General features: G+C 72.1%; 16 protein-coding genes. 10 read left to right on the top strand and 6 right to left on the bottom strand.

What is annotated here, in order from left to right; all coding sequences use genetic code 11:
* Window positions 1–41: 41 nt before the first annotated feature.
* Window positions 42–623 carry a nitroreductase family protein gene (locus IF188_RS14820; protein WP_191172581.1) on the bottom strand — a complete coding sequence of 194 codons (582 nt, stop codon included), beginning with the start codon at window positions 621–623 and terminating at the stop codon, window positions 42–44.
* 206 nt (window positions 624–829) lie between these two features.
* On the opposite strand from IF188_RS14820, the gene IF188_RS14815 reads away from it, so the two are divergent.
* The 7 genes from IF188_RS14815 to IF188_RS14785 all read left to right on the top strand — a co-directional run bounded on the left by IF188_RS14815 (window position 830) and on the right by IF188_RS14785 (window position 11,440).
* Entirely contained in the window at window positions 830–2,581 is a 1,752-nt protein-coding gene (locus IF188_RS14815; RefSeq protein WP_191172580.1) for an aldehyde dehydrogenase family protein, read from the top strand.
* Window positions 2,582–2,620: 39 nt separating this feature from the next.
* Window positions 2,621–4,207, top strand: a complete 1,587-nt coding sequence (locus IF188_RS14810; RefSeq protein ID WP_191172579.1) for an AMP-binding protein — start codon at window positions 2,621–2,623, stop codon at window positions 4,205–4,207.
* The gene (locus IF188_RS14805) at window positions 4,204–5,862 is read left to right on the top strand and encodes a GMC family oxidoreductase (protein WP_191172578.1); all 1,659 of its coding nucleotides are present in this window, start codon (window positions 4,204–4,206) and stop codon (window positions 5,860–5,862) included. The genes IF188_RS14810 and IF188_RS14805 overlap by 4 nt, the downstream gene beginning before the upstream one ends.
* 126 nt (window positions 5,863–5,988) lie before the next feature.
* Entirely contained in the window at window positions 5,989–7,311 is a 1,323-nt protein-coding gene (locus IF188_RS14800; RefSeq protein WP_191172577.1) for an MFS transporter, read from the top strand.
* On the top strand, window positions 7,311–8,687 hold the full coding sequence (locus tag IF188_RS14795; RefSeq protein WP_224751920.1) for a PucR family transcriptional regulator: 1,377 nt from the start codon (window positions 7,311–7,313) through the stop codon (window positions 8,685–8,687). The genes IF188_RS14800 and IF188_RS14795 overlap by 1 nt, the downstream gene beginning before the upstream one ends.
* A 6-nt stretch (window positions 8,688–8,693) precedes the next feature.
* A complete protein-coding gene (locus IF188_RS14790) occupies window positions 8,694–10,565 on the top strand; it encodes an alkyl/aryl-sulfatase (protein WP_191172575.1) in 1,872 nt (623 codons plus the stop codon).
* A gap of 32 nt (window positions 10,566–10,597) precedes the next feature.
* On the top strand, window positions 10,598–11,440 hold the full coding sequence (locus IF188_RS14785; RefSeq protein ID WP_191172574.1) for a UbiA family prenyltransferase: 843 nt from the start codon (window positions 10,598–10,600) through the stop codon (window positions 11,438–11,440).
* Between the two features lie 96 nt (window positions 11,441–11,536).
* Here IF188_RS14785 and IF188_RS14780 read toward each other — a convergent pair whose 3' ends face one another.
* The 4 genes from IF188_RS14780 to IF188_RS14765 all read right to left on the bottom strand — a co-directional run bounded on the left by IF188_RS14780 (window position 11,537) and on the right by IF188_RS14765 (window position 16,154).
* Window positions 11,537–12,676 (bottom strand): FAD-dependent oxidoreductase, encoded by a 1,140-nt coding sequence (locus IF188_RS14780; RefSeq protein WP_191172573.1) that lies wholly within the window; start codon window positions 12,674–12,676, stop codon window positions 11,537–11,539.
* Entirely contained in the window at window positions 12,669–13,373 is a 705-nt protein-coding gene (locus IF188_RS14775) for a methyltransferase domain-containing protein (protein ID WP_191172572.1), read from the bottom strand. Before IF188_RS14775 ends, IF188_RS14780 begins: the two co-directional genes overlap by 8 nt.
* On the bottom strand, window positions 13,370–14,524 hold the full coding sequence (locus IF188_RS14770; RefSeq protein ID WP_191172571.1) for a type III polyketide synthase: 1,155 nt from the start codon (window positions 14,522–14,524) through the stop codon (window positions 13,370–13,372). The genes IF188_RS14775 and IF188_RS14770 overlap by 4 nt, the downstream gene beginning before the upstream one ends.
* A gap of 193 nt (window positions 14,525–14,717) precedes the next feature.
* Window positions 14,718–16,154, bottom strand: a complete 1,437-nt coding sequence (locus IF188_RS14765; RefSeq protein WP_191172570.1) for an MFS transporter — start codon at window positions 16,152–16,154, stop codon at window positions 14,718–14,720.
* Window positions 16,155–16,212: 58 nt separating this feature from the next.
* Here IF188_RS14765 and IF188_RS14760 point away from each other — a divergent pair, with 58 nt between their 5' ends.
* The 3 genes from IF188_RS14760 (at window position 16,213) to IF188_RS14750 (ending at window position 17,822) form a co-directional block, all read left to right on the top strand.
* Window positions 16,213–16,746 (top strand): helix-turn-helix domain-containing protein, encoded by a 534-nt coding sequence (locus IF188_RS14760; protein ID WP_191172569.1) that lies wholly within the window; start codon window positions 16,213–16,215, stop codon window positions 16,744–16,746.
* 81 nt (window positions 16,747–16,827) lie between these two features.
* The gene (rraA, locus tag IF188_RS14755) at window positions 16,828–17,295 is read left to right on the top strand and encodes a ribonuclease E activity regulator RraA (protein ID WP_191172568.1); all 468 of its coding nucleotides are present in this window, start codon (window positions 16,828–16,830) and stop codon (window positions 17,293–17,295) included.
* A 44-nt stretch (window positions 17,296–17,339) separates the two neighbouring features.
* Window positions 17,340–17,822 carry a nucleoside deaminase gene (locus IF188_RS14750; RefSeq protein ID WP_191172567.1) on the top strand — a complete coding sequence of 161 codons (483 nt, stop codon included), beginning with the start codon at window positions 17,340–17,342 and terminating at the stop codon, window positions 17,820–17,822.
* A gap of 189 nt (window positions 17,823–18,011) precedes the next feature.
* On the opposite strand, the gene xdhC is transcribed toward IF188_RS14750, so the two are convergent.
* Entirely contained in the window at window positions 18,012–18,866 is an 855-nt protein-coding gene (gene xdhC, locus IF188_RS14745; protein ID WP_191172566.1) for a xanthine dehydrogenase accessory protein XdhC, read from the bottom strand.
* Window positions 18,867–18,872 lie beyond the last annotated feature (6 nt).

The following is an 18,872-nucleotide window of genomic DNA, read 5'->3' as shown; positions in this document are numbered from 1 at the left end:
GCCTGGGACGGCGGCATCCGCTTCCTCGAACCGGGGCTGGGTCAGTCGTCCACGAGGACTGACTCGGCGACGGGCCGACGCACGCGGGGCGCGTTCTCGCGCGCCTGCAGCTCGTCCGACGCCTGACGGATGTCGCCGAGCTCGCCGACCGCCATGACGGTGACGGGAGTGAACTCCGCGCCGAGGCCGAAGCCGGCCGCGATCGCCTCGCGGTCGAAGCCGCCCATCTGGTGGGTCGAGAGGCCGTTCGCGTGCGCCTGCACCGTGAAGTGGGCGGCGACCTGACCGGTGTCGTACTGCGCCCACAGCATCGGCTTGCCGTCGCGCTCGGTCTCGGCCACGAAGACGACGAGGGCCGCGGCGTCCCCTGCCCACGCGCTGTTGAACCCGGCCAGCGACGAGAGCACGGTCGCGTGCGCGGCCGATCCGCGGCGGGCGACGATGACGCGCCACGCCTGGGTGTTGGCGGCGGTCGGCGCCCAGCGGGCCGCCTCCAGGGCGCTCGCGAGCGACCCTTCGTCGATGACCGCGTCGCGGTCGAAGATGCGGGTGCTCCAGCGTTCGGCCAGGACGTCGATGATCGGGGCGTCGGTCTCGGCGGTGCGGGTGCTGAGGGCGGACATGTGGCGTCTCCTTGCTGTCGTGCGATGTGGCGGGACGCCATCGGCCCACGTCTATGCAACCGCATGGAACTGGATGTATTCCGTGCCAGGTGAGCCTCCGTGCCAGGGTTGTGCACCACGCACAAGGCTGCTCGGCAAGTGTGGAATTCCCGCCATTCCGTCGCGCTGCGGCGGTGCGCAGACTATCCGGGATCGAAGGAGATCCCATGACCATCATCGAGTCGACAGCGCCGTCCGCTCCCGCCGAGACGTCGTCGCTCACCGAGACGAGGCGACGCGAGCTGGACGCCGTCATCGCCGAGCTGCAGCAGGGCGAGAAGGCGTGGGCTCGCACCTCGCTCGCCGAGCGAGCCGCGCTCCTCGGCAGGGTGCACGCCGCGGTCGCCGACGCGGCGGAGGAGTGGGCCGCCGTCGCGGGCACCATCAAGGGAATCGACCCGCACGCCACCGCCATGGGCGAGGAGTGGATCTCGGGGCCCTACCCGGTGCTCGCCGGCGCCGGCACGCTCGCGCACAGCCTCGCCGCGCTCGCACGGCGCGAGAGCCCGCTGGCCCGCACCCCGTTCGGCACCGCACCGGGCAACCGCACCACGGTCAAGATCCTCCCGCAGGACGCGCACGAGTGGACCCTGCTCAACGGCTTCTCGGCGGAGGTCTGGATGCCGCCGGGCGTGGCCGCAAGCACGGTCCGGTCTCGTGCGGGCCTCGGTTCGCGCCGGCCGTCGCTCACCCAGGGCGTCGGGCTCGTGCTCGGCGCGGGCAACATCACCTCGATCGCCCCGCTGGACGTGCTGTACCAGCTCATCGCCGACAACCGCGTCGTGCTGCTGAAGCTCAACCCGGTGATGGCCGACATGGAGGGGCCCTACCGCAGGGCGCTGGCGCCGCTGATCGAGCTCGGCGTGCTGCGCATCGTGCAGGGCGGCGGCGACGTCGGCGGCTACCTCGCCCATCACGCCGGTATCGCCCACGTGCACATCACCGGCAGTGCGGCCACGCACGACGTCGTGGTCTACGGTCCGGGTGACGAGGGGCGCCGCCGCAAGGCCGCCCGCACCCCGCTGCTCGACAAGCCCATCACCAGCGAGCTCGGCGGCGTCGCCCCGGTCATCGTCGTTCCCGGGCGGTGGACGACGCGGGATCTGACGTACCAGGCCGAGCACATCGCGACCATGCGCCTGCACAACGGCGGCTACAACTGCATCGCCGGGCAGGTCGTGATCGTGAGCGAGGACTGGCCCCAGAAGGAGGCGTTCCTCGCCGAGCTGAGCAGGGCGATCGATCGCGCCCCCGCACGCCGGCCCTGGTACCCCGGCAGCGATCAGCGGCTGGCTGCCGCGAAGGCGGCGTACCCGTCCGCGACGACACTCGGACCCGATGGCGGGCGCCTGCTCGTGCGCGCCACAGCCGCGCCCGACGTCATCGAGAACACCGAGTGCTTCGCGCCCGTGCTCGGGGTCGTGGAGGTGCCGGGCTCGGGGCAGGCCTTCCTCGACGGCGCGGTGGCACACGCGAACGAGAAGCTGGTCGGCACCCTCGGAGCGAACATCCTGATCGCCCCCCGTGACCGCAAGGCGCTCGGCGAGGGATTCCGCGAAGCCGTCGCCGCACTGCGCTACGGCACGATCGCGGTCAACGCGTGGACCGGCGTCGGATTCCTCACCGCGACGGCGCCGTGGGGCGCCTTCCCCGGGCACACCCTCGACGACATCCAGAGCGGCCGCGGCGTGGTCCACAATGCCCTGCTGATCGAGGACCCCGAGCGCACCGTGGTGACCGGTCCGTTCCGCCCCTTCCCCCGCTCCGTCGCACACGGCGAGATGACGCTCTTCCCGAAGCCGCCGTGGTTCGTCACGGCGCGCTCGGCGGCCGCCACCGGACGCCGTCTGACCGAGTACGCGACGAGCCCCGGATGGATGCGGATGCCGGCGGTCTTCGCCGCCGCCTTCCGCGCCTGAATCCCACCCCCCCGAACCCGAATCGAAGGAGATTCTGCGATGTTCCGCAGCCCCCTGCCCGACGTCGTCATCCCCGACGTCACCGTGTACGACTTCCTCTTCGGCTCCCTCGCCGAGGCCGACCGCGAGCGCTGCGCGCTCGTCGACGGCCCGAGCGGCGCGGCGACGACCTACCGCGAGCTGCAGGCGCGCATCGACGCCGTCGCCGGCGCGCTGGCCGCCCGCGGTGTCGCCCCGGGCGACGTGGTAGGCCTCCACGCCACGAACTCCGTCGAATTCGTCGTGGTGTTCCACGCCATCCTGCGCGCGGGAGCGACGGCCACGACGGTGAACGTCATGGCGACGGCATCCGACCTCGCCTCGCAGCTGACCGACTCGGGGGCGACCACGCTGTTCACGACCTCGGCCCTGCTCGGTCAGGCGCGCGAGGGGGCCGCGGCCGCCGGCATCCCGGACGAACGCGTGATCGCGATCGACGGTGCCGACGGGCACCCTTCGCTCGACGAACTGCTCGCCGAGCAGCACGCCGCGCCGGACGTCACGATCGACCCGGCGACGCACCTCGCGGTGCTGCCGTACTCGTCGGGGACCACCGCCCGGCCGAAGGGCGTGATGCTCACGCACCGCAACCTCGTCGCGAACGTCGTGCAGTGCGGCGACCTCGTCGGCATCGAAGACGACGACCGCGTGCTCGCCGTCCTGCCGCTGTTCCACATCTACGGCATGACGGTGCTGCTGAACATGGCGCTGGCGCGCCGGGCGGCCCTGGTCACCATGCCGCGGTTCGACCTGCCCGAGTTCCTGCGCACGATCCAGGACGAGAAGTGCACCCTGGTGTTCATCGCCCCGCCGATCGCGCTGGCACTCGCCAAGCACCCGCTGGTCGACTCGTACGATCTGTCGAGCGTGCACACGATGACCTCGGGCGCTGCGCCGCTCGACGGCAAGGTGGGCGCAGCTGTCACCGAGCGGATCGGATGCCGCATGCGTCAGGGCTACGGCATGACCGAGATGAGCCCGGTCTCGCACGTGATCCCGCTGGACCGCGACGACATCGCCCTCAGCAGTGTCGGCATCACCATCCCCAATGTGGAGTGCAAGCTGATCGACACCCTGACCGGGGCAGAGATCGAGGTGCCCGCCGAAGGCGTCAGCGAGCCGGGCGAGCTGCTCTGCAAGGGCCCGAACATCATGGTCGGCTACCTCGGCAACCCCGAGGCGACGGCCGCGACCATCGACGCCGACGGGTTCCTGCACACCGGCGACATCGCGACCGTCGACGCGGACGGCCTCGTCACCGTCGTCGACCGGCTCAAGGAGCTCATCAAGTACAAGGGCTACCAGGTCGCGCCGGCAGAGCTCGAGGCGGTGCTCGTCTCGCACCCGCTGATCGCCGATGCCGCGGTGATCGCCGGCCGCGATGCCGAAGGCGAGGAGATCCCCAAGGCGTTCGTCGTGCTGCAGGCGGGGGCCGAGCTCGACGGCGACGACGTCATCGCGTTCGTCGCCGAGCGCGTCGCGCCGCACAAGAAGGTCAGAGAGGTCGCGATGATCGACAGCATCCCGAAGTCGGCGGCGGGCAAGATCCTCCGCAAGGACCTGCGCGCGCTGGAGGTCGTCGCATGACCGCCCCCGCCACGGCGTCGTCGACGCCCGCGCAGACCCGCACCGAGACGCACGACTACGTGGTCGTCGGCGCCGGTTCGGCCGGCGCCGCGCTGGCCGCGCGACTGAGCGAGAGCGGCGCGCATCGCGTGCTGCTGCTGGAGGCCGGTCCCGTCGACAAGAAGATGGAGATCCACATCCCGGCCGCGTTCTCGAAGCTCTTCCGCACCGAGCTCGACTGGGATTACGACACCGAGCCGCAGCCGGCGCTGGCCGATCGCCGGGTGTTCTGGCCGCGCGGAAAGATGCTCGGCGGGTCGTCCTCGATGAACGCGATGATGTGGGTGCGCGGCTTCCGCGAGGACTACGACGCGTGGGGCGAAGCCGCCGGCGAGGGCTGGTCGTGGGAGGCACTCGTCCCGTACTTCCTTCGTGTGGAGAACGTGGATGCCTCGGCCCCGACCGATGCGGCAGCCCCGACCGGCCGGGCCGGGGCGATCTCGGTCCAGTCGCAGCGCAGCCCGCGCCCGGCGACGTCCGCATTCCTGCGGGGTGCGGCCGAGGTCGGCATCCCTACCGTCCCGGCGAACGGCATGAACCAGGAGGGCGCCTGCCAGACCATGGTGTCGCAGTCGAAGGGCTCGCGGTTCAGCACCGTCAACGGCTACCTCCACCCCGCGCGCAAGCGGCCCAACCTCGTCGTGCGCGCCGGCGCCCAGGCGACGCGCGTGCTGTTCGAAGACGGCCGCGCGGTCGGCGTCGAGTACGTGGTGGACGGCGTCACCCGGCGCGTGCGCGCGGCGCGCGAGGTGATCCTCTCGGGCGGTGCGATCAACACGCCGCAGCTGCTGATGCTCTCGGGCATCGGCGACCGCGACGAGCTCGAGACGCTCGGCATCGAGGTCGTGGCGCATTCGCCCGAGGTGGGCAAGAACCTGCGCGACCACCTCGTCGCGCTGCTGGCCGTCGAGGCGCCTGGCGACACGCTGTTCACGGCCGAGAAGCCCGGGGAGCTCGTCAAGTACCTGACGCAGAAGAAGGGGATGCTGACGTCCAACGTCGGCGAGGCGTATGCGTTCATCCGCTCGAACCCCGAGCTGGAGCTGCCCGATGTGGAGCTGATCTTCGGCCCCGTCGCCTTCATCGGCGAGGGGCTGGTCGGCCACGACGGCCACGGCGTCTCGGTCGGGGCCATCCTGGTGCAGCCCGAGAGCACCGGGACGATCACGCTCGCGACGGCCGACCCGTTCGACAAGCCGCTGATCGACCCCAACTACTTGAGCGATCCCGAAGGCAAGGACCGCGCCGCCATGCTCGCCGGGCTCGGGGTGTGCGAAGACATCCTCGACTCGCAGGCGATGCGGGCCGTGTCGTCGAAGAGGTTCATCCAGCCGGCCGGCGGCGAGACACTCACGCGCGAACAGCGCGATGTCGTCGCGCTCGAGCGCCACTCCCACACGCTCTACCACCCGGTGGGCACCGCCCGCATGGGCACCGACGCCGGGTCGGTCGTCGACGAGCGGCTGCGGGTGCGTGGCGTGACAGGTCTGCGCGTGGCCGACGCGTCGATCATGCCGACCATCATCCGCGGCCACACGAACGCCCCGGCGATCGTGATCGGCGAGAAGGCGGCCGACCTGATCCTCGACGACAGCCGGTCGGCGTCCGCGCGCTGAAACCCGCACCCGGGGCCGTCGCCGCAGCGGCGGCGGCCCGCTCGACGTGGAACGTGCCGCGTTCCCGTGCCGGCGACCGCATCGGCCGCCGGCATCCATCCCCCCGATAGTCACAACGGAGTGCACATGACCTCAACCGTGCCCACCGACCGCGCCACGCGCGTCGGCAGCAGAGGACGAGCCTGGACGATCACCGTCCTGCTGATCGTCTTCATGCTGATCAACTTCGGCGACAAGGCCGTCCTCGGCCTCGCCGCCGCGCCCATCATGGAGGAGCTGAATCTCACGGCGACGCAGTACGGGCTGGCGTCCAGCGCGTTCTACCTGCTGTTCAGCGTCTCGTCGATCGTCGTCGGGTTCGTGGCCAACCGCGTGTCGAACCGCCTGATCCTGCTGATCCTCGCCGCCGTGTGGGCCCTCAGCCAGGTGTCGGTGGTGATGGCGTCGGGCCTCGGCCTGATCCTGGTCAGCCGCATCGTGCTGGGCGCCGCCGAAGGCCCGGCGAACCCGCTGGCCGTGAACGCGGTGCAGCGCTGGTTCCCCGACCAGAAGCGCAACCTGCCGACGTCGCTCATCAACCTCGGCGCAGCGCTGGGCGTGGTCACACTCGCGCCGCTGCTGACGTGGATGATCACGAACCACGGGTGGCGTTCGGCCTTCGTCCTGCTCGCCGTCATCGGCGCCGCCTGGTGCGTGGTCTGGATGATCTGGGGACGCGACGGCGACGCCGGTGTCGCGGCCGCATCGACGACGGCGGACTCGGGCGAGGTGCTCGTCGCCTCGATCACGCGGGTGCCGTACCGCAGGATCTTCCTCAGCGGGACGGGCATCGCCGTGTTCATCGCCGGCTTCGCCGCCTACTGGGGCCTGGCCCAGCTCGTCGCCTGGGTGCCGCTGTACCTGGGCGGGCCGCTGCAGCTGGGCACCACGGGCTCCGGGCTGCTCGTCATCCTGCCCTGGCTGATGGGCGCGATCGTCATCCCGGTGCAGGGGGTCGTCAGCGACCGGCTCATGCAGCGCGGCGTCTCGTCGCGGGGCGCTCGCGTGCTGCTCTCGGCGGTGTTCATGACCATCGCCGCAGTGAGCCTCGTCGGCATGATCCTCGCGCCGGCAGTCCCGGTGAAGGTCGCGCTGCTGACGGTCGGCTTCTCGTTCGCCACCGTGCAGATCGCGATCGGCATGACGCTCATCGCCGAGATCACGCCGCTCAGCCAGCGCGCGGCGAGCATCGCCACCGTCACAGGTGTGATCGGCCTCGCGGGGATCATCGCCCCCGCGCTGACCGGCAAGCTCGTCGACGCGGCCGGCGTGGCCGCGCCCGGCGGCTACAACACTGCGTTCCTCATCGCCGCGGCGCTCTTCGTGGTCGGCGCGCTGGTGCTCGTGCTGCTCGCCCGACCCGTGCGCGACGCCGCGCGACTGACGGCGTCCGCGACCACGGCCGGCTGATGGCGGCGTCCCGGCCCTCGATCGTCGACGCCGCCGACGCACCGGCGGCGCACGCCGGTCGTAGGGTGAGCGAGACAGGATCGGGGGTCGGGATGCCCGACGAAGGGACGCCCGCGGGCGCGGTGCCGGAAGACGGATCGACGACGGTGAAGGACTGGGTCGCCGCCTATGTGGTGACGGCGCGCGAGGCCGAGCATGTCCAGGAGTTCGTGACGTTCGTCGACGAGCGCATCAGCGGGGGCATCCCCGAGATCCATCGCGACCCGGCCCTCATGGAGGATCTTCACCAGAGCACCCGGTCGCAGTGGATCGGGTTCCTCGGCGGACTCTCAGGCGACGGGTACACGTTCACGCTGACCCCGCAGGCCATCGCGCTCGCGCAGTCGATCGTCCGGCGCGGCCTCGACCTCACGGTGCTGCTGAACGTCTACCGCATCGCATCGCAGGCCCTGTGGGACTTCTTCACCCGCTTCGTGGCCGGCCTCGGCCCCGGCGACCCGCCCCGCGACGAGGTCCTCGTCCACCTGTACGGACTGTCGAGCGCGTGGGTCGAAGAGATGACCGAGCGCCTGATCGAGGTGTTCTATGCCGAGCGCGGCCAGTTCTTCGACGGCGCGGCGGCACGCCGTCGTGAGCTGATCGACGCCATCCTCGCCGGCGATCCCGTCGAGCGCGAGGCGGCCGGCCGCGTGCTCGGCCACCAGATCGAGCGCACTCAGCTGTGCGTCATCTTCTGGGTCACCGAGGCGACGGCCCACACGCTTCCGACGCTGCGCGAGGCCGCGCGCAGCGTCGCCGAGCAGCTGGGCGCTCCGCCGCCGTTGACGGTCGTGGCCGGCAGTCGCGAGGTGTGGTGCTGGATCGCTCTGCCGAACGGCCACGACGCTGTGCCCGCGACCGCCCTGGACGTCCCGGCCGCCATCAACGCGGCCGTCGGCTCGCCGGTGCCCGGCGTCGACGGCTTCCGGATCGGCTACGAGCAGGCCCGTGCCGTGCAGGCGCTCGTCGAGTCGGCGGGCGGCGACCACCCGTTCACCCGGTACGAGGACGTCGACGTGCTGTGCCTGGTCGGCGGGCGGACGGATGCCGCCGACCGGGTCGTGCGGCGCACCCTCGGCGATCTCGCCGGCGGCGGGCCGAGCCGGCGTGTGCTGCGCGAGAGCGTCCAGGTCTACCTGCAGCACGGGATGAGCGTCGACGCCACCGCGGCCGCGCTCGTCGTGCACCGCAACACCGTGCGCTACCGGCTGGAACGGGCGGAGCGCCATCTGCCCGCACCCATCGCCGACCACATCTTCCCCCTGGCGTTCGCGCTGCAGTACGTCGCCTGGTTCGACGTCGCCGCGCCCGAGCGTCGTCACCGACCAGAGAGCTGAGAACCGATGCACCACCACGACGCCGAGGCATCCATCCTCGACGCACACGCCGCGGCGCTCCGTCAGCTGCCCTTCGACGACGAGACCGATTTCGCCGCCGCCGACCGCGGCTTCCTCGGCACGCTGGACGATCCGGTGATCCGCGACGACGCCGGCGGGATCGTCTGGGACGCCGGGGCCTACGACTTCGTCCAGGGCGATGCGCCGAGCACGGTGCACCCGAGCCTGTGGCGGCAGTCGAAGCTGGTCGCGCGGCACGGTCTGTTCGAGGTCGTGGAGGGCATCTACCAGGTCCGCGGATTCGACCTGTCGGTCGTGTCGTTCATCGAAGGGCGCACCGGCGTGATCGTCGTCGACCCGCTGCTGGTCGCCGAGACCGCGCGGGCCGCGTGGGAGCTGTACCGCCGGCATCGCGGGGACCGCCCGGTCGTCGCCGTCATCCACACCCACAGCCACGTCGACCACTTCGGGGGCGTGCTGGGCATCGTCTCGCAGGAGCAGGTCGACGCCGGCGAGGTGCAGGTCATCGCGCCGGAGGGGTATCTCGAGCACGCGGTCTCGGAGAACGTGTACGCGGGAACGGCGATGTCGCGGCGATCGGGCTACATGTACGGGGCCGCGCTCGAGCGCGGCCCGCACGGTCAGGTGGGCGCGGGCCTCGGGCAGACGACGGCGCGGGGGCAGATCGGGATCGTCGTGCCGACGATCCTGGTGGGCGAGACGGGCGAGACGCTCACCCTGGACGGGGTCGAGTTCGAGTTCCAGATGGCGCCGGGCACCGAGGCCCCCGCCGAGATGCACTTCCACCTGCCGCAGTTCCGCGCGCTGTGCATGGCCGAGAACGCCACCCACACGCTGCACAATCTGATCACCCTTCGCGGCGCCCTCATCCGCGATCCGCACGTGTGGTCGCAGTACCTGACCGAGGCGATCGAGCGGTACGGCGACCGCACCGACGTGCTCTTCGCGTCGCACCACTGGCCGACGTGGGGTCAGGACGAGGTCCGCGAGTTCCTGTCCGTGCAGCGCGACGTGTACGCGTACCTGCACGATCAGACGCTCCGGCTGCTCAACAAGGGCATGAACGGCGCCGAGATCGCCGAAGCGATCGAGCTGCCGCCGGCGCTGGAGAACTCGTGGAGCACGCGGGGCTACTACGGCTCGGTGAGCCACAACGTCAAGGGCATCTACCAGCGGTACATGGGGTGGTTCGACGGCAATCCCGCCCGACTGTGGCCGCATCCGCCGCAGGCGCTCGCGACGCGGTACGTCGAGGCGATCGGCGGCGCCGCCCGCGTCGTCGAGCTCGCGCGGCAGGCCTACGAGGCGGGCGATCTCCGCTGGGCCGCGACGCTCCTCGACCATGCGGTATTCGCCGACCCCGACGACGCGGCGGCACGCGAGCTGCTGGCCGCCACGTTCGAACAGCTGGCCTACGGCGCCGAGAACGGACCGTGGCGCAACTTCTTCCTCTCGGGGGCGAAAGAGCTGCGCGATGGCGGCTTCGGCACCCCGGTCTCCGCGAACGCGGGGGCCGTCATGGCGCAGCTCACGCCGGAGCAGCTGCTCGACGCGATCGCCATCACCGTCGACGGGCCGCGTGCATGGCATCTGGACCTGGCCTTCGACATCACCTTCACCGAACTCGGACGATCCCTGCACGTGACGCTGCGCAACGGGGTGCTGATCTACGTCGAGCGTCGGCCGTCGCCGGAGTCGCCGCTGCACGTCCGTCTGACGGTCCGGCGCTTCCTCGGACTCGTCCGCGGAGACACCGCTTCTCCGGGTGTCGTGATGGACGGCGACGGGAGCATCCTGTCGACCCTCGTCGGCGTGCTGGACCCGGGCGACCCGGACTTCGACATCGTGCTGCCCTGAACACCCGCCGGGCCGCGTGAGAGCATCGACGCGTGCGCACCGTCCGCGCCCTGTGGGGCTCATCGCATCCGGGGCCGACGCTCGTCGTCACGGCGCTCGCGCTCGCGCTCGGCATCGCGACCGGTCTGGAGCCGTGGCGCCTCACGGTGCTGACGGCGGCGGTGTTCTGCGGGCAGCTGTCGGTGGGCGTCTCGAACGATGCCTTCGACGCCGGCCGCGACCGCGAGGTCGGGCGCACCGACAAGCCGCTCGCGCGCGGCGATGCCCCGCTCGGCGTCGCGTGGGCTGCCGCGGCGGGCCTGCTGGCGGCGGCGCTGGTGCTGTCGTGCCTGGTGGGATGGTGGATGCTGGCGGCCCATGCGCTGGCTCTCGGCTCGGCGCTCGCGTACAACGCCGGGCTCAAGTCGACCCCCTGGTCGATCGCGCCGTTCCTCGTGAGCTTCGGTGTCTTCCCGTCGCTCGCGACGCTGTCGGCGCCCGACCCCGCGTTCGCGTCGTGGTGGGCGTGGGTCGCCGGGGCGGCACTCGGTGCCGCCGTGCATCTGACGAACGTGCTGCCCGACCTCGACGACGACGCCCGGACGGGCGTGAGAGGGCTGCCGCACCGGCTCGGGCCGCGCGCGTCAGCGGTGATCGCAGCGATCGCGGTGGTGGGCGGCGCCGTCGCGGTGCTGGTCGGGGCGGCGGGCGGTGACCTCTCCGCCGTGTCGCCCGTGTCATGGGTGTTCTTCGCGGCGGTCGTCGTGGTGGCGGCCGTGACCGCGTGGCGGGCGATCGTGCGACCGCCGTCGCGCGCGCTGTTCCGGCTCGTGATGCTGGCCGCGCTGCTGCTCGCGGCGCAGCTCGTGGCGTCCGGCAGCGCTCTGGTCGCCTGAGCCTCCCGGGCTTCGCTGGTCACGTCGTGCGGGTTCGGGCGAGTGGATGCCGCGTGTCGTGATCACGGAGCGCGCGGCCGTGCGGCGGGGCGGGCGTCAGGCGTCGGCGTCGAAGCCCATGGCGTACGCGCGGGCGAAGAGGCCGCCGGTGGGCGGCGCCAGCATCGTGCGGACGACGCCGCGGCGGACGACGTCGAATGCGCCCGTCGGTCGTCCCAGCGCCGTGTTCGCGTACGCCAGTGCCGCTGCGCGCCGGGCGGAGCGGACCCGGCGCGCCTCCCATCGCCCCAGCTCCGCATCGGGCGCCTGGTGGGCGGCGACCCAGGACGCGAGGAGCGGCGCGAGGGTGACGGCATCCAGCAGCCCGAGGTTCATGCCCTGCCCGCCGATCGGGCTGACCTCGTGCGCGATGTCGCCGATCGCGAGGATGCGGCCGTTGCGCAGGCTCGGCGCGACGACCCGGCGCACGCCGAACGATGTCGCGCCTGTCACCGCGGCGGCTGCCTCCGCCTCGCCGCGGCGCGCGAGCGCGGCGCGCAGGCGATCCGTGCGCGCCTCCGCGTCGTCGTCGCCACCGGGGGCGTCCCACGCCACGAACCGACGTCGGCCGCCGGGCAGCGGGAAGGATTCCAGCACCCCGCCGGCATCGAGATGGACCACCGCGACCGCGTCGTCGTCGCGCCCCGGCGTGACGGCATCCGTCATCAGATACCGGTCCCGGTATTCGTGCGGGCGCACGGCGCCACCGCGGTACACGAGGTCTCGCCCGCCGGTTCCCGCGGCGACCACGACCAGGCGGCTCTCGGACTCGATGATCCGGCCGAGCAGTTGCGACCGCACGACGACGGCGTCAGGGCGGGGGATCACCGCCGTCACGTGGGCCCCGCGCAGGGGCTCGGGTGCGCCCGCGGCGAGCACGGCCTCGGTGCGCGACTGCGGCAGCGTCGCCACGAACGGGAACCGTGCGGCGAGGGCGTCGAACCGCACCGTGCCCAGCAGGCGGCCGCGGCTGCGCGCCTCGCCGCGTCGCACCCGCACCGCGTCGGCGAGCAGGCGCTCGGTGACGCCCGACGGCTCGAGGGCGGCCAGGACGGGGGAGTGGATGCCGATGGCCCGGGTGGCCTCGCCGGCCACCGGCCGGCGCTCCAGCAGTTCGACGTCGACGCCGCGGCGGGCCAGTTCGCCGGCGAGCAGCATCCCGACCGGACCGGCGCCCACGACCGTGACGTCACGCACGGCCGCGACCGATCGCAAGGACCCGGAACGGAGCAGGAGACTCGACCGTCCACGCGTCCGGCCGTGCGTGCTGCAGCGTCTCGGCGAGCTCGGCGCGCGTGTAGCTGCGGCGGATCGACCGCAGTCCGTCCGTGCGCAGGAACGTTCCGGGCGCGAACGGGGTGATCCCCACCGCATACAGGGCGTACGCGCGTCGGGACCGGGCGATGTCGCTGTGCAGCACGATGCCGCGCGACAGCGCGAGCGACTCGTCGGCGAAGGCGGGCAGGGAGCCGCCCAGGTGGTGGAGCACGTGGTTCGACACCACCGCGTCGTATGTCGCACCCTCGTGGACCAGTGCGGCGGCGTCCGTGCAGCGGAAGGTCACGCCGGGGAGGGGCCCGCGCGCCGCCGCGACGGCGTGCGCACGGGGGTCGGGGTCGATGCCGGTCCACGCGACGTCGAGGCCGTCACGCTGTGCAGCCGCGGCCAGCCGGGCGATCAGGTCGCCGCCGCCCGATCCGATGTCGAGCACGCGCGCCGGTCGGCCGAGTTCCGCGAGGTGCGGGCGCAGGCGTAGGCGGTACACCGCGCCCCAGCCCGACACCAGGCGGTTGATCGTTCCGAACCGGCGCAGGGTGGCCTCCAGCATCCGGCCGTCGCAGGCCGGGTCGTCCATGATCTCCGCGAGCTCGTCGTCGCGGACGGCGAGGCTCACGCGGATGCCGCCAGCGCGACACTCGAGCGCATCGGCGGGGCCGCCTGCGGACGCCGCCGGGTGAGCAGCGCCGACTCGACGGTGAGGCCCGGTCCGAAGGCCAGTGCGGCGACCCGCGCCCCGTCGCCCACGCCGTCGTCGCGCAGCAGCGACTCGAGGATGAACAGGATCGTCGCGCTCGACATGTTGCCGTACTCGCGCAGCACGCGCCGCGATGCGGCGAGCGCCGCGGGCGGCAGGCCCAGTCCGGTCTCGACCCGATCCAGCACGCTGCGGCCGCCGGGGTGCACGGCCCATGCGTCCGGGACGTCATCGCCGAGGAACCGGCTGACGGCCCCGCGGATCTCGCGCCCGATGATGCGCGGCACCTCGGCCGACAGCACCATCTCGAAGCCGTGATCGCCGATGGTCCAGACCATGTCGGTCTCGCCCTCGCTGGTGAGCGCCGAGCCGGAGCGGCCCAGCTCGAGGCCGCCGGGCCGCCCCGTCGCGGCATCGGCGGTGACGACGGCGGCGGCGGCGCCGTCCGCGAAGACGGATGCCGCCACGATCTGCTGCGGGTCGCTCGAAGCCCGCAGGTGCAGCGAGCACAGCTCCACGCAGACGACCAGGACGACGGCATCCGGACGCGTCCCCGCCAGCGCCGCCGCGACCCGCAGCGCCGGCAGCGCCGCCGCGCAGCCGATGAACCCGAGGTGGCAGCGCTCGACGGTCGGCGCCAGGCCGAGGTCGCGCACCAGTCGATGGTCGAGGCCGGGGGCGAACAGGCCCGTGCACGACACCGTGACGACATGCGTGACGGCCGAGGGATCGAGCCCACTGCCCGCGAAAGCGTTGCGCGCTGCGCGGGCGGCCAGGTCGGGCGCGACCGCGATGTAGAGGTCGTTCCGTTCGCCGGTCGTGGGGGAGAGGATCGTGCCGCTCGCGTCGACGAACCGGGGGCGGCCGCGCGCGGGGGCGGTGCCGGGCGCCGCCAGCTCCGCGAGCACCGTGTGCCGCCGCTCGATGTCGGCCGCGTCGAACACCGCGCGGATGCGTCGCTGCGCCAGCCGGTCGATGCCCTGCTGCACCCCGAAGAGGTCGCGCACCGCATCCTGTCGGAGCTCGGTGGGAGGAACCGCCGTTCCGATCGACACGATGCGGGCCGTCATGGAGCAACCTAAGCACGCCGTGGCCTGCCGTCGCACCGGGATTGCGTGATGTCGGATGGTGGGTTACCGCCGGTGCGGGAGAAGCGGATGCCTCGGCCCGCCCCTGCACGGCGGGCCGTGGGCCCACGCGCCCCGAGGCTCCGCGCGGCGCGGAGCGACGCGTGGAGAGGGCGTGGGGAGCATCCTGGCTCGGTCAGGCGGTCGCCGGTTCCGACGGTGCGGCCGGCAGGTCGCGCATGGTCCAGAACGGGCCGACCACGACGAACAGCGCGGACGCGAGTTCGATCACCGCCGCGATCCACAGGGTCGGGACGACGCCCAGCGACTGGCCGAGGATGCCCGCGAGGATGGCCGAGATCGGCATGACGCCCCACACCACGAACCGGATCGACGCGTTCATGCGTCCGAGCAGACGGGGCGGGGTGATGCGCTGGCGGAACGTGACCTGCGTGATGTTGTAGAGCAGCACGGTGAAGCTCGCGATGAAGCTCTGGACCACCAGCAGCGGGAACGCCGCGGCGGGGAAGATCGCGGCGAGCGGCACGGCGGCGCCCGAGACGCTGAACGCGATCGCACTCACCGGGATGGCGCGCGCCTCGCCGATGCGGGCGACGATCCGGGGTGTGGCGATGGCGCCGAGCAGACCGCCCACGGCGCCCAGCGAGAAGATGATGCCGTAGGCCTGGGGTGTGAATCCCAGCTGGCGCAGCACGAAGATCGGCAGCATCGTGAACATCATCGTGCTCGCGAAGTTCGACACCGCCGTGGTGCCGACGATCCGGCGCAGCAGCGGATTGCCGAAAACCCACCGCAGGCCCTCGCCGATCTCAGTGAGGATCGGCTGGTGGTCCTCGGGAGCGCGACGCTGTTCGTGGTCGCGCGTGCGCAGCAGTGCGAGGAACGAGATCGCGTACGTCACCGCGTCGACCAGGATCGCGATCGGAGCCGTCACGACGGCGACGAGCCAGCCCGCGATCGCCGGACCGGCGAGGTGGGCGATCTGCTGCGTCGACTCGAACTTGCCGTTCGCCTCGCCGATCTGATCGGGGCGGACGAGCGACGGGATGATGCTCTGGTACGAGACATCGAAGAACACGGTGGCGATGCCGATGACGAGGCCGACGGCCATCAGCTGCCAGACATGCAGCCAGCCGAGCGCCCACAGCACGGGGATCGACGCCAGTGCGACCGCACGCACCGCGTCGGCCCAGATCATCACGTGCCGCTTGCGCATGCGGTCGATCCACGCACCCGCGGGCAGCCCCACGAGAAGGAATGCCGCGACCTCGGCCGCATTGAGCAGGCCGATCTCGAACTCGGTGGCATCCAGCAGGAGGACCGCGATGACGGGCAGCGCCACCGTCGTGATCTGCGAGCCGAACTGGCTGAACGCCTGACCCGTCCACATCGTGAGGAAGTTGCGGTCGCGCCACAGCGACCCCTTGGGGTGGTGGGGCTGCGCGACGTCGGTGCCTGCCGCGCCGGCGGCGGCATCCTGATCCGCCTCGACGGCGCCGTCGACCCGGCTGGCCATGGGGCTGGATGCCTCGGCCCGCGCTTCGGCGAGGGCTTCGGCCGCGAGCCCCTGGGGGGCGCCGTCGTCGGCGCGGGGCTCATCTGGTTGGGACATGCCAATCAGTGTGCGGCACCGATTGAGTTCTGTCAATCAGTGGCGCTACGCTGGGCACGTGACCGGACCAGAGGACCGTCTCGAGCTGCACTACGGCGACCCGGAGGCCGAGGCGCGCATGCGCGCGCTCAGCTCTCCGCTGCGGTTGCGCGTGCTGCGGCTGTGCGCCTTCGAGTCCCGCACGAACAAGGAGCTGGCCGAACTGCTCGGCGTGAACCCGGGCACGATGCTGCACCACGTGCGCACCCTCGTGCAGACCGGATATCTCGCCGCCGAGCCCGAACGCACCGGCGCGCAGGGCGCGCGCGAGGTGCCATACCGCGCGACCGGACTGTCGTGGCGCACGTCGATGCCCGGCGGTTCGCCCGTGCTCGTCGAGACGTTCCTGCAGCAGATCCAGGGCGTGCCCGACGACGAGCTCGACGTGACGTGGATGGGGCTCAAGGTCAATGCCGCCCACAAGGAGGAGTTCGGGCGGCGGCTGTACGAGCTCGTGAACGAGTTCAAGGAACGCGGCCCCGACGCCGACGGCGACACGTACTCGTTCTTCAGCGCGTTCCACCCCGACGACAACCCGCCCGCGGCCCGCTGAACTTCTCGGCCGCGGAATCCCGGGCGAACTTCTGCCGCCGGCGCGCGAACGGTCGGCGGCATCCCGCCATAGCCTGGGCGCATGACCATCGCCACGGCAGACCTGTACGACGAGCGCGGCGACGAGCTCGACTCTGTTGCGCTGCAGTTCCACGATCTCGGTGGACGCGTCGCCTTCGACGGCCCGATCCGCACGGTGCGGTGTCACCGCGACAACGCGCTCGTCAAGGAGCTGCTCGCCACGCCGGGCGACGGTGCCGTGCTCGTGATCGACGGCGGGGGCTCGCTGGAGTCCGCGCTCGTGGGCGACCTCATCGCGGGGTCCGCGGTGGCGCACGGCTGGGCGGGTCTCATCGTGCACGGTGCGATCCGCGACCGTGCGGCGATCGCGGATCTCGATCTCGGCGTCAAGGCCCTGGGATCCAACCCTCGCAAGAGCGCCAAGGCCGGCGTCGGCGAGGTGGACGTGCCCGTGACGATCGCGGGTGTCGTGCTCGCACCCGGGCGTCACGTGTGGGCGGATGCCGACGGCATCCTCGTCGAACGCTGACGGTTGATGCGCGAGCGGGGCGGCGCTCGTAGGGTGGAGGCCTGATGTCCTCCACCGACGGAGCGCCCGCGCAGCACCTGGCGCGGGCCATCGAGATCGCGACCGAGAACGTCCGCAATGACGGCGGACCGTTCGGCGCCCTCGTGGTGTCTGCCGACGGCCAGGTGTTCGAGGGCGTGAACCGCGTGACGGCCGACCTCGACCCGTCCGCGCATGCCGAGGTCACGGCGATCCGTCGGGCGTGCCGCGGCCTCGGCACCTTCGACCTGAGCGGCGCCACGCTCTACTCCAGCTGCGAGCCGTGCCCGATGTGCCTGGGCACGGCGCTGTGGGCGCGCATCGAGCGCGTCTACTTCGCCGCGGACCGAGAGGATGCCGCCGCCGCGGGCTTCGACGACGCGCTCTTCTACCGCTACTTCGACGGTCATACCGAGATCATGCCGGTGACGACGATCGAGCTGCCCGGCATGCAGCGCGTCGCCCCGTTCGAGGAGTGGCGCCGGACCTCGACCCGCATCGAGTACTGAACGCGTACGTCGCGGACGGGGCCGGGTCCGACGGGCGGCTCACGGCGTTTCGTCTCGCTCCGCTCGCTCAACGACCAATTCCTGGTCGTTGAGCGGAGCGAGGAACGAGCGGAGACGAAACGCGGTGGGCCGCTCTCGAGAACCCGCCGCCTCGCTACGTCGCGGACGGGGCCGGGTCCGACGGGCGGCTCACGGCGTTTCGTCTCGCTCCGCTCGCTCGACGACCGGGTGGGGACGACCGGCCGGGGCGGACTGCTCGATGAGCTCGAGGATGCTGGCGGCCACGCTCACCGCAATGGTCGCGGGCTGCTTGCCGGCGAGGCCGGGCAGCCCGATGGGCGTCGTCACCCGGGCCAGCGCGTCCTCTTGGTGTCCGGCATCCAGGAGCCGCACCCGAAATCGGGCCCACTTGGATCGCGAGCCGATCAGCCCGATCGAGCCGATGCCGTCTGTGCGCAGCGCCTGGTCGACGATCGCGAGGTCTTCGGCGTGGTCGTGGGTCATGACGAGCACGTGGGTGCCGGCCGGCACCTCGCGCAGCACCGCCTCGGGCACGGGCGCGAGATGCGTGTGCACCTGCGCCACCGCGTCGGCGAGGGGCGCGAGCCGCTCGGGCGCGAGCATCTCGGCACGCGAGTCGACGAGGTGCAGCGACAGCTGCTGACGCGCCAGGATGCGGGCGAGCTCGAGCCCGACATGGCCGAGCCCGAACACCGCGACCGACGGCACGACGCGCACGGGTTCGAGCAGCAGCGTCACCTCGCCGCCGCAGCATTGCACGCCGTACTCGGTCACCGCCTTGTCGCTCAGTGTGAGGGTGAGCAGCTCCGGCTCGGCGGCTCCCGAGTCGAGCATCGTCCGCGCCCGAGTCACCGCGGTGGCTTCGAGGTTGCCGCCGCCGATCGTCCCGAACGCCGCGTCGGGCGAGACGACCAGCTTGGCCCCGCCGTTGCGCGGCGCATGTCCGCGGACCATCGCCAGCGTCACGACGACCGCCGGGGTGCGGGCGTCGCGCAGCCGCTGCAGCGCGTCGAGCCAGTCCACGCCGGG

The organism is Microbacterium helvum (genome assembly GCF_014779795.1).
Lineage (GTDB): Bacteria > Actinomycetota > Actinomycetes > Actinomycetales > Microbacteriaceae > Microbacterium > Microbacterium helvum.
This window is presented reverse-complemented; position numbering and strand designations above follow the sequence as displayed.

Coding starts and splice junctions, on each gene's coding strand:
- IF188_RS14820 (WP_191172581.1), bottom strand. CDS start 623: ATGTCCGCCCTCAGCACCCGCACCGCCGAGACCGACGCCCCGATCATC.
- IF188_RS14815 (WP_191172580.1), top strand. CDS start 830: ATGACCATCATCGAGTCGACAGCGCCGTCCGCTCCCGCCGAGACGTCG.
- IF188_RS14810 (WP_191172579.1), top strand. CDS start 2,621: ATGTTCCGCAGCCCCCTGCCCGACGTCGTCATCCCCGACGTCACCGTG.
- IF188_RS14805 (WP_191172578.1), top strand. CDS start 4,204: ATGACCGCCCCCGCCACGGCGTCGTCGACGCCCGCGCAGACCCGCACC.
- IF188_RS14800 (WP_191172577.1), top strand. CDS start 5,989: ATGACCTCAACCGTGCCCACCGACCGCGCCACGCGCGTCGGCAGCAGA.
- IF188_RS14795 (WP_224751920.1), top strand. CDS start 7,311: ATGGCGGCGTCCCGGCCCTCGATCGTCGACGCCGCCGACGCACCGGCG.
- IF188_RS14790 (WP_191172575.1), top strand. CDS start 8,694: ATGCACCACCACGACGCCGAGGCATCCATCCTCGACGCACACGCCGCG.
- IF188_RS14770 (WP_191172571.1), bottom strand. CDS start 14,524: ATGACGGCCCGCATCGTGTCGATCGGAACGGCGGTTCCTCCCACCGAG.
- IF188_RS14765 (WP_191172570.1), bottom strand. CDS start 16,154: ATGTCCCAACCAGATGAGCCCCGCGCCGACGACGGCGCCCCCCAGGGG.
- rraA (WP_191172568.1), top strand. CDS start 16,828: ATGACCATCGCCACGGCAGACCTGTACGACGAGCGCGGCGACGAGCTC.
- IF188_RS14750 (WP_191172567.1), top strand. CDS start 17,340: ATGTCCTCCACCGACGGAGCGCCCGCGCAGCACCTGGCGCGGGCCATC.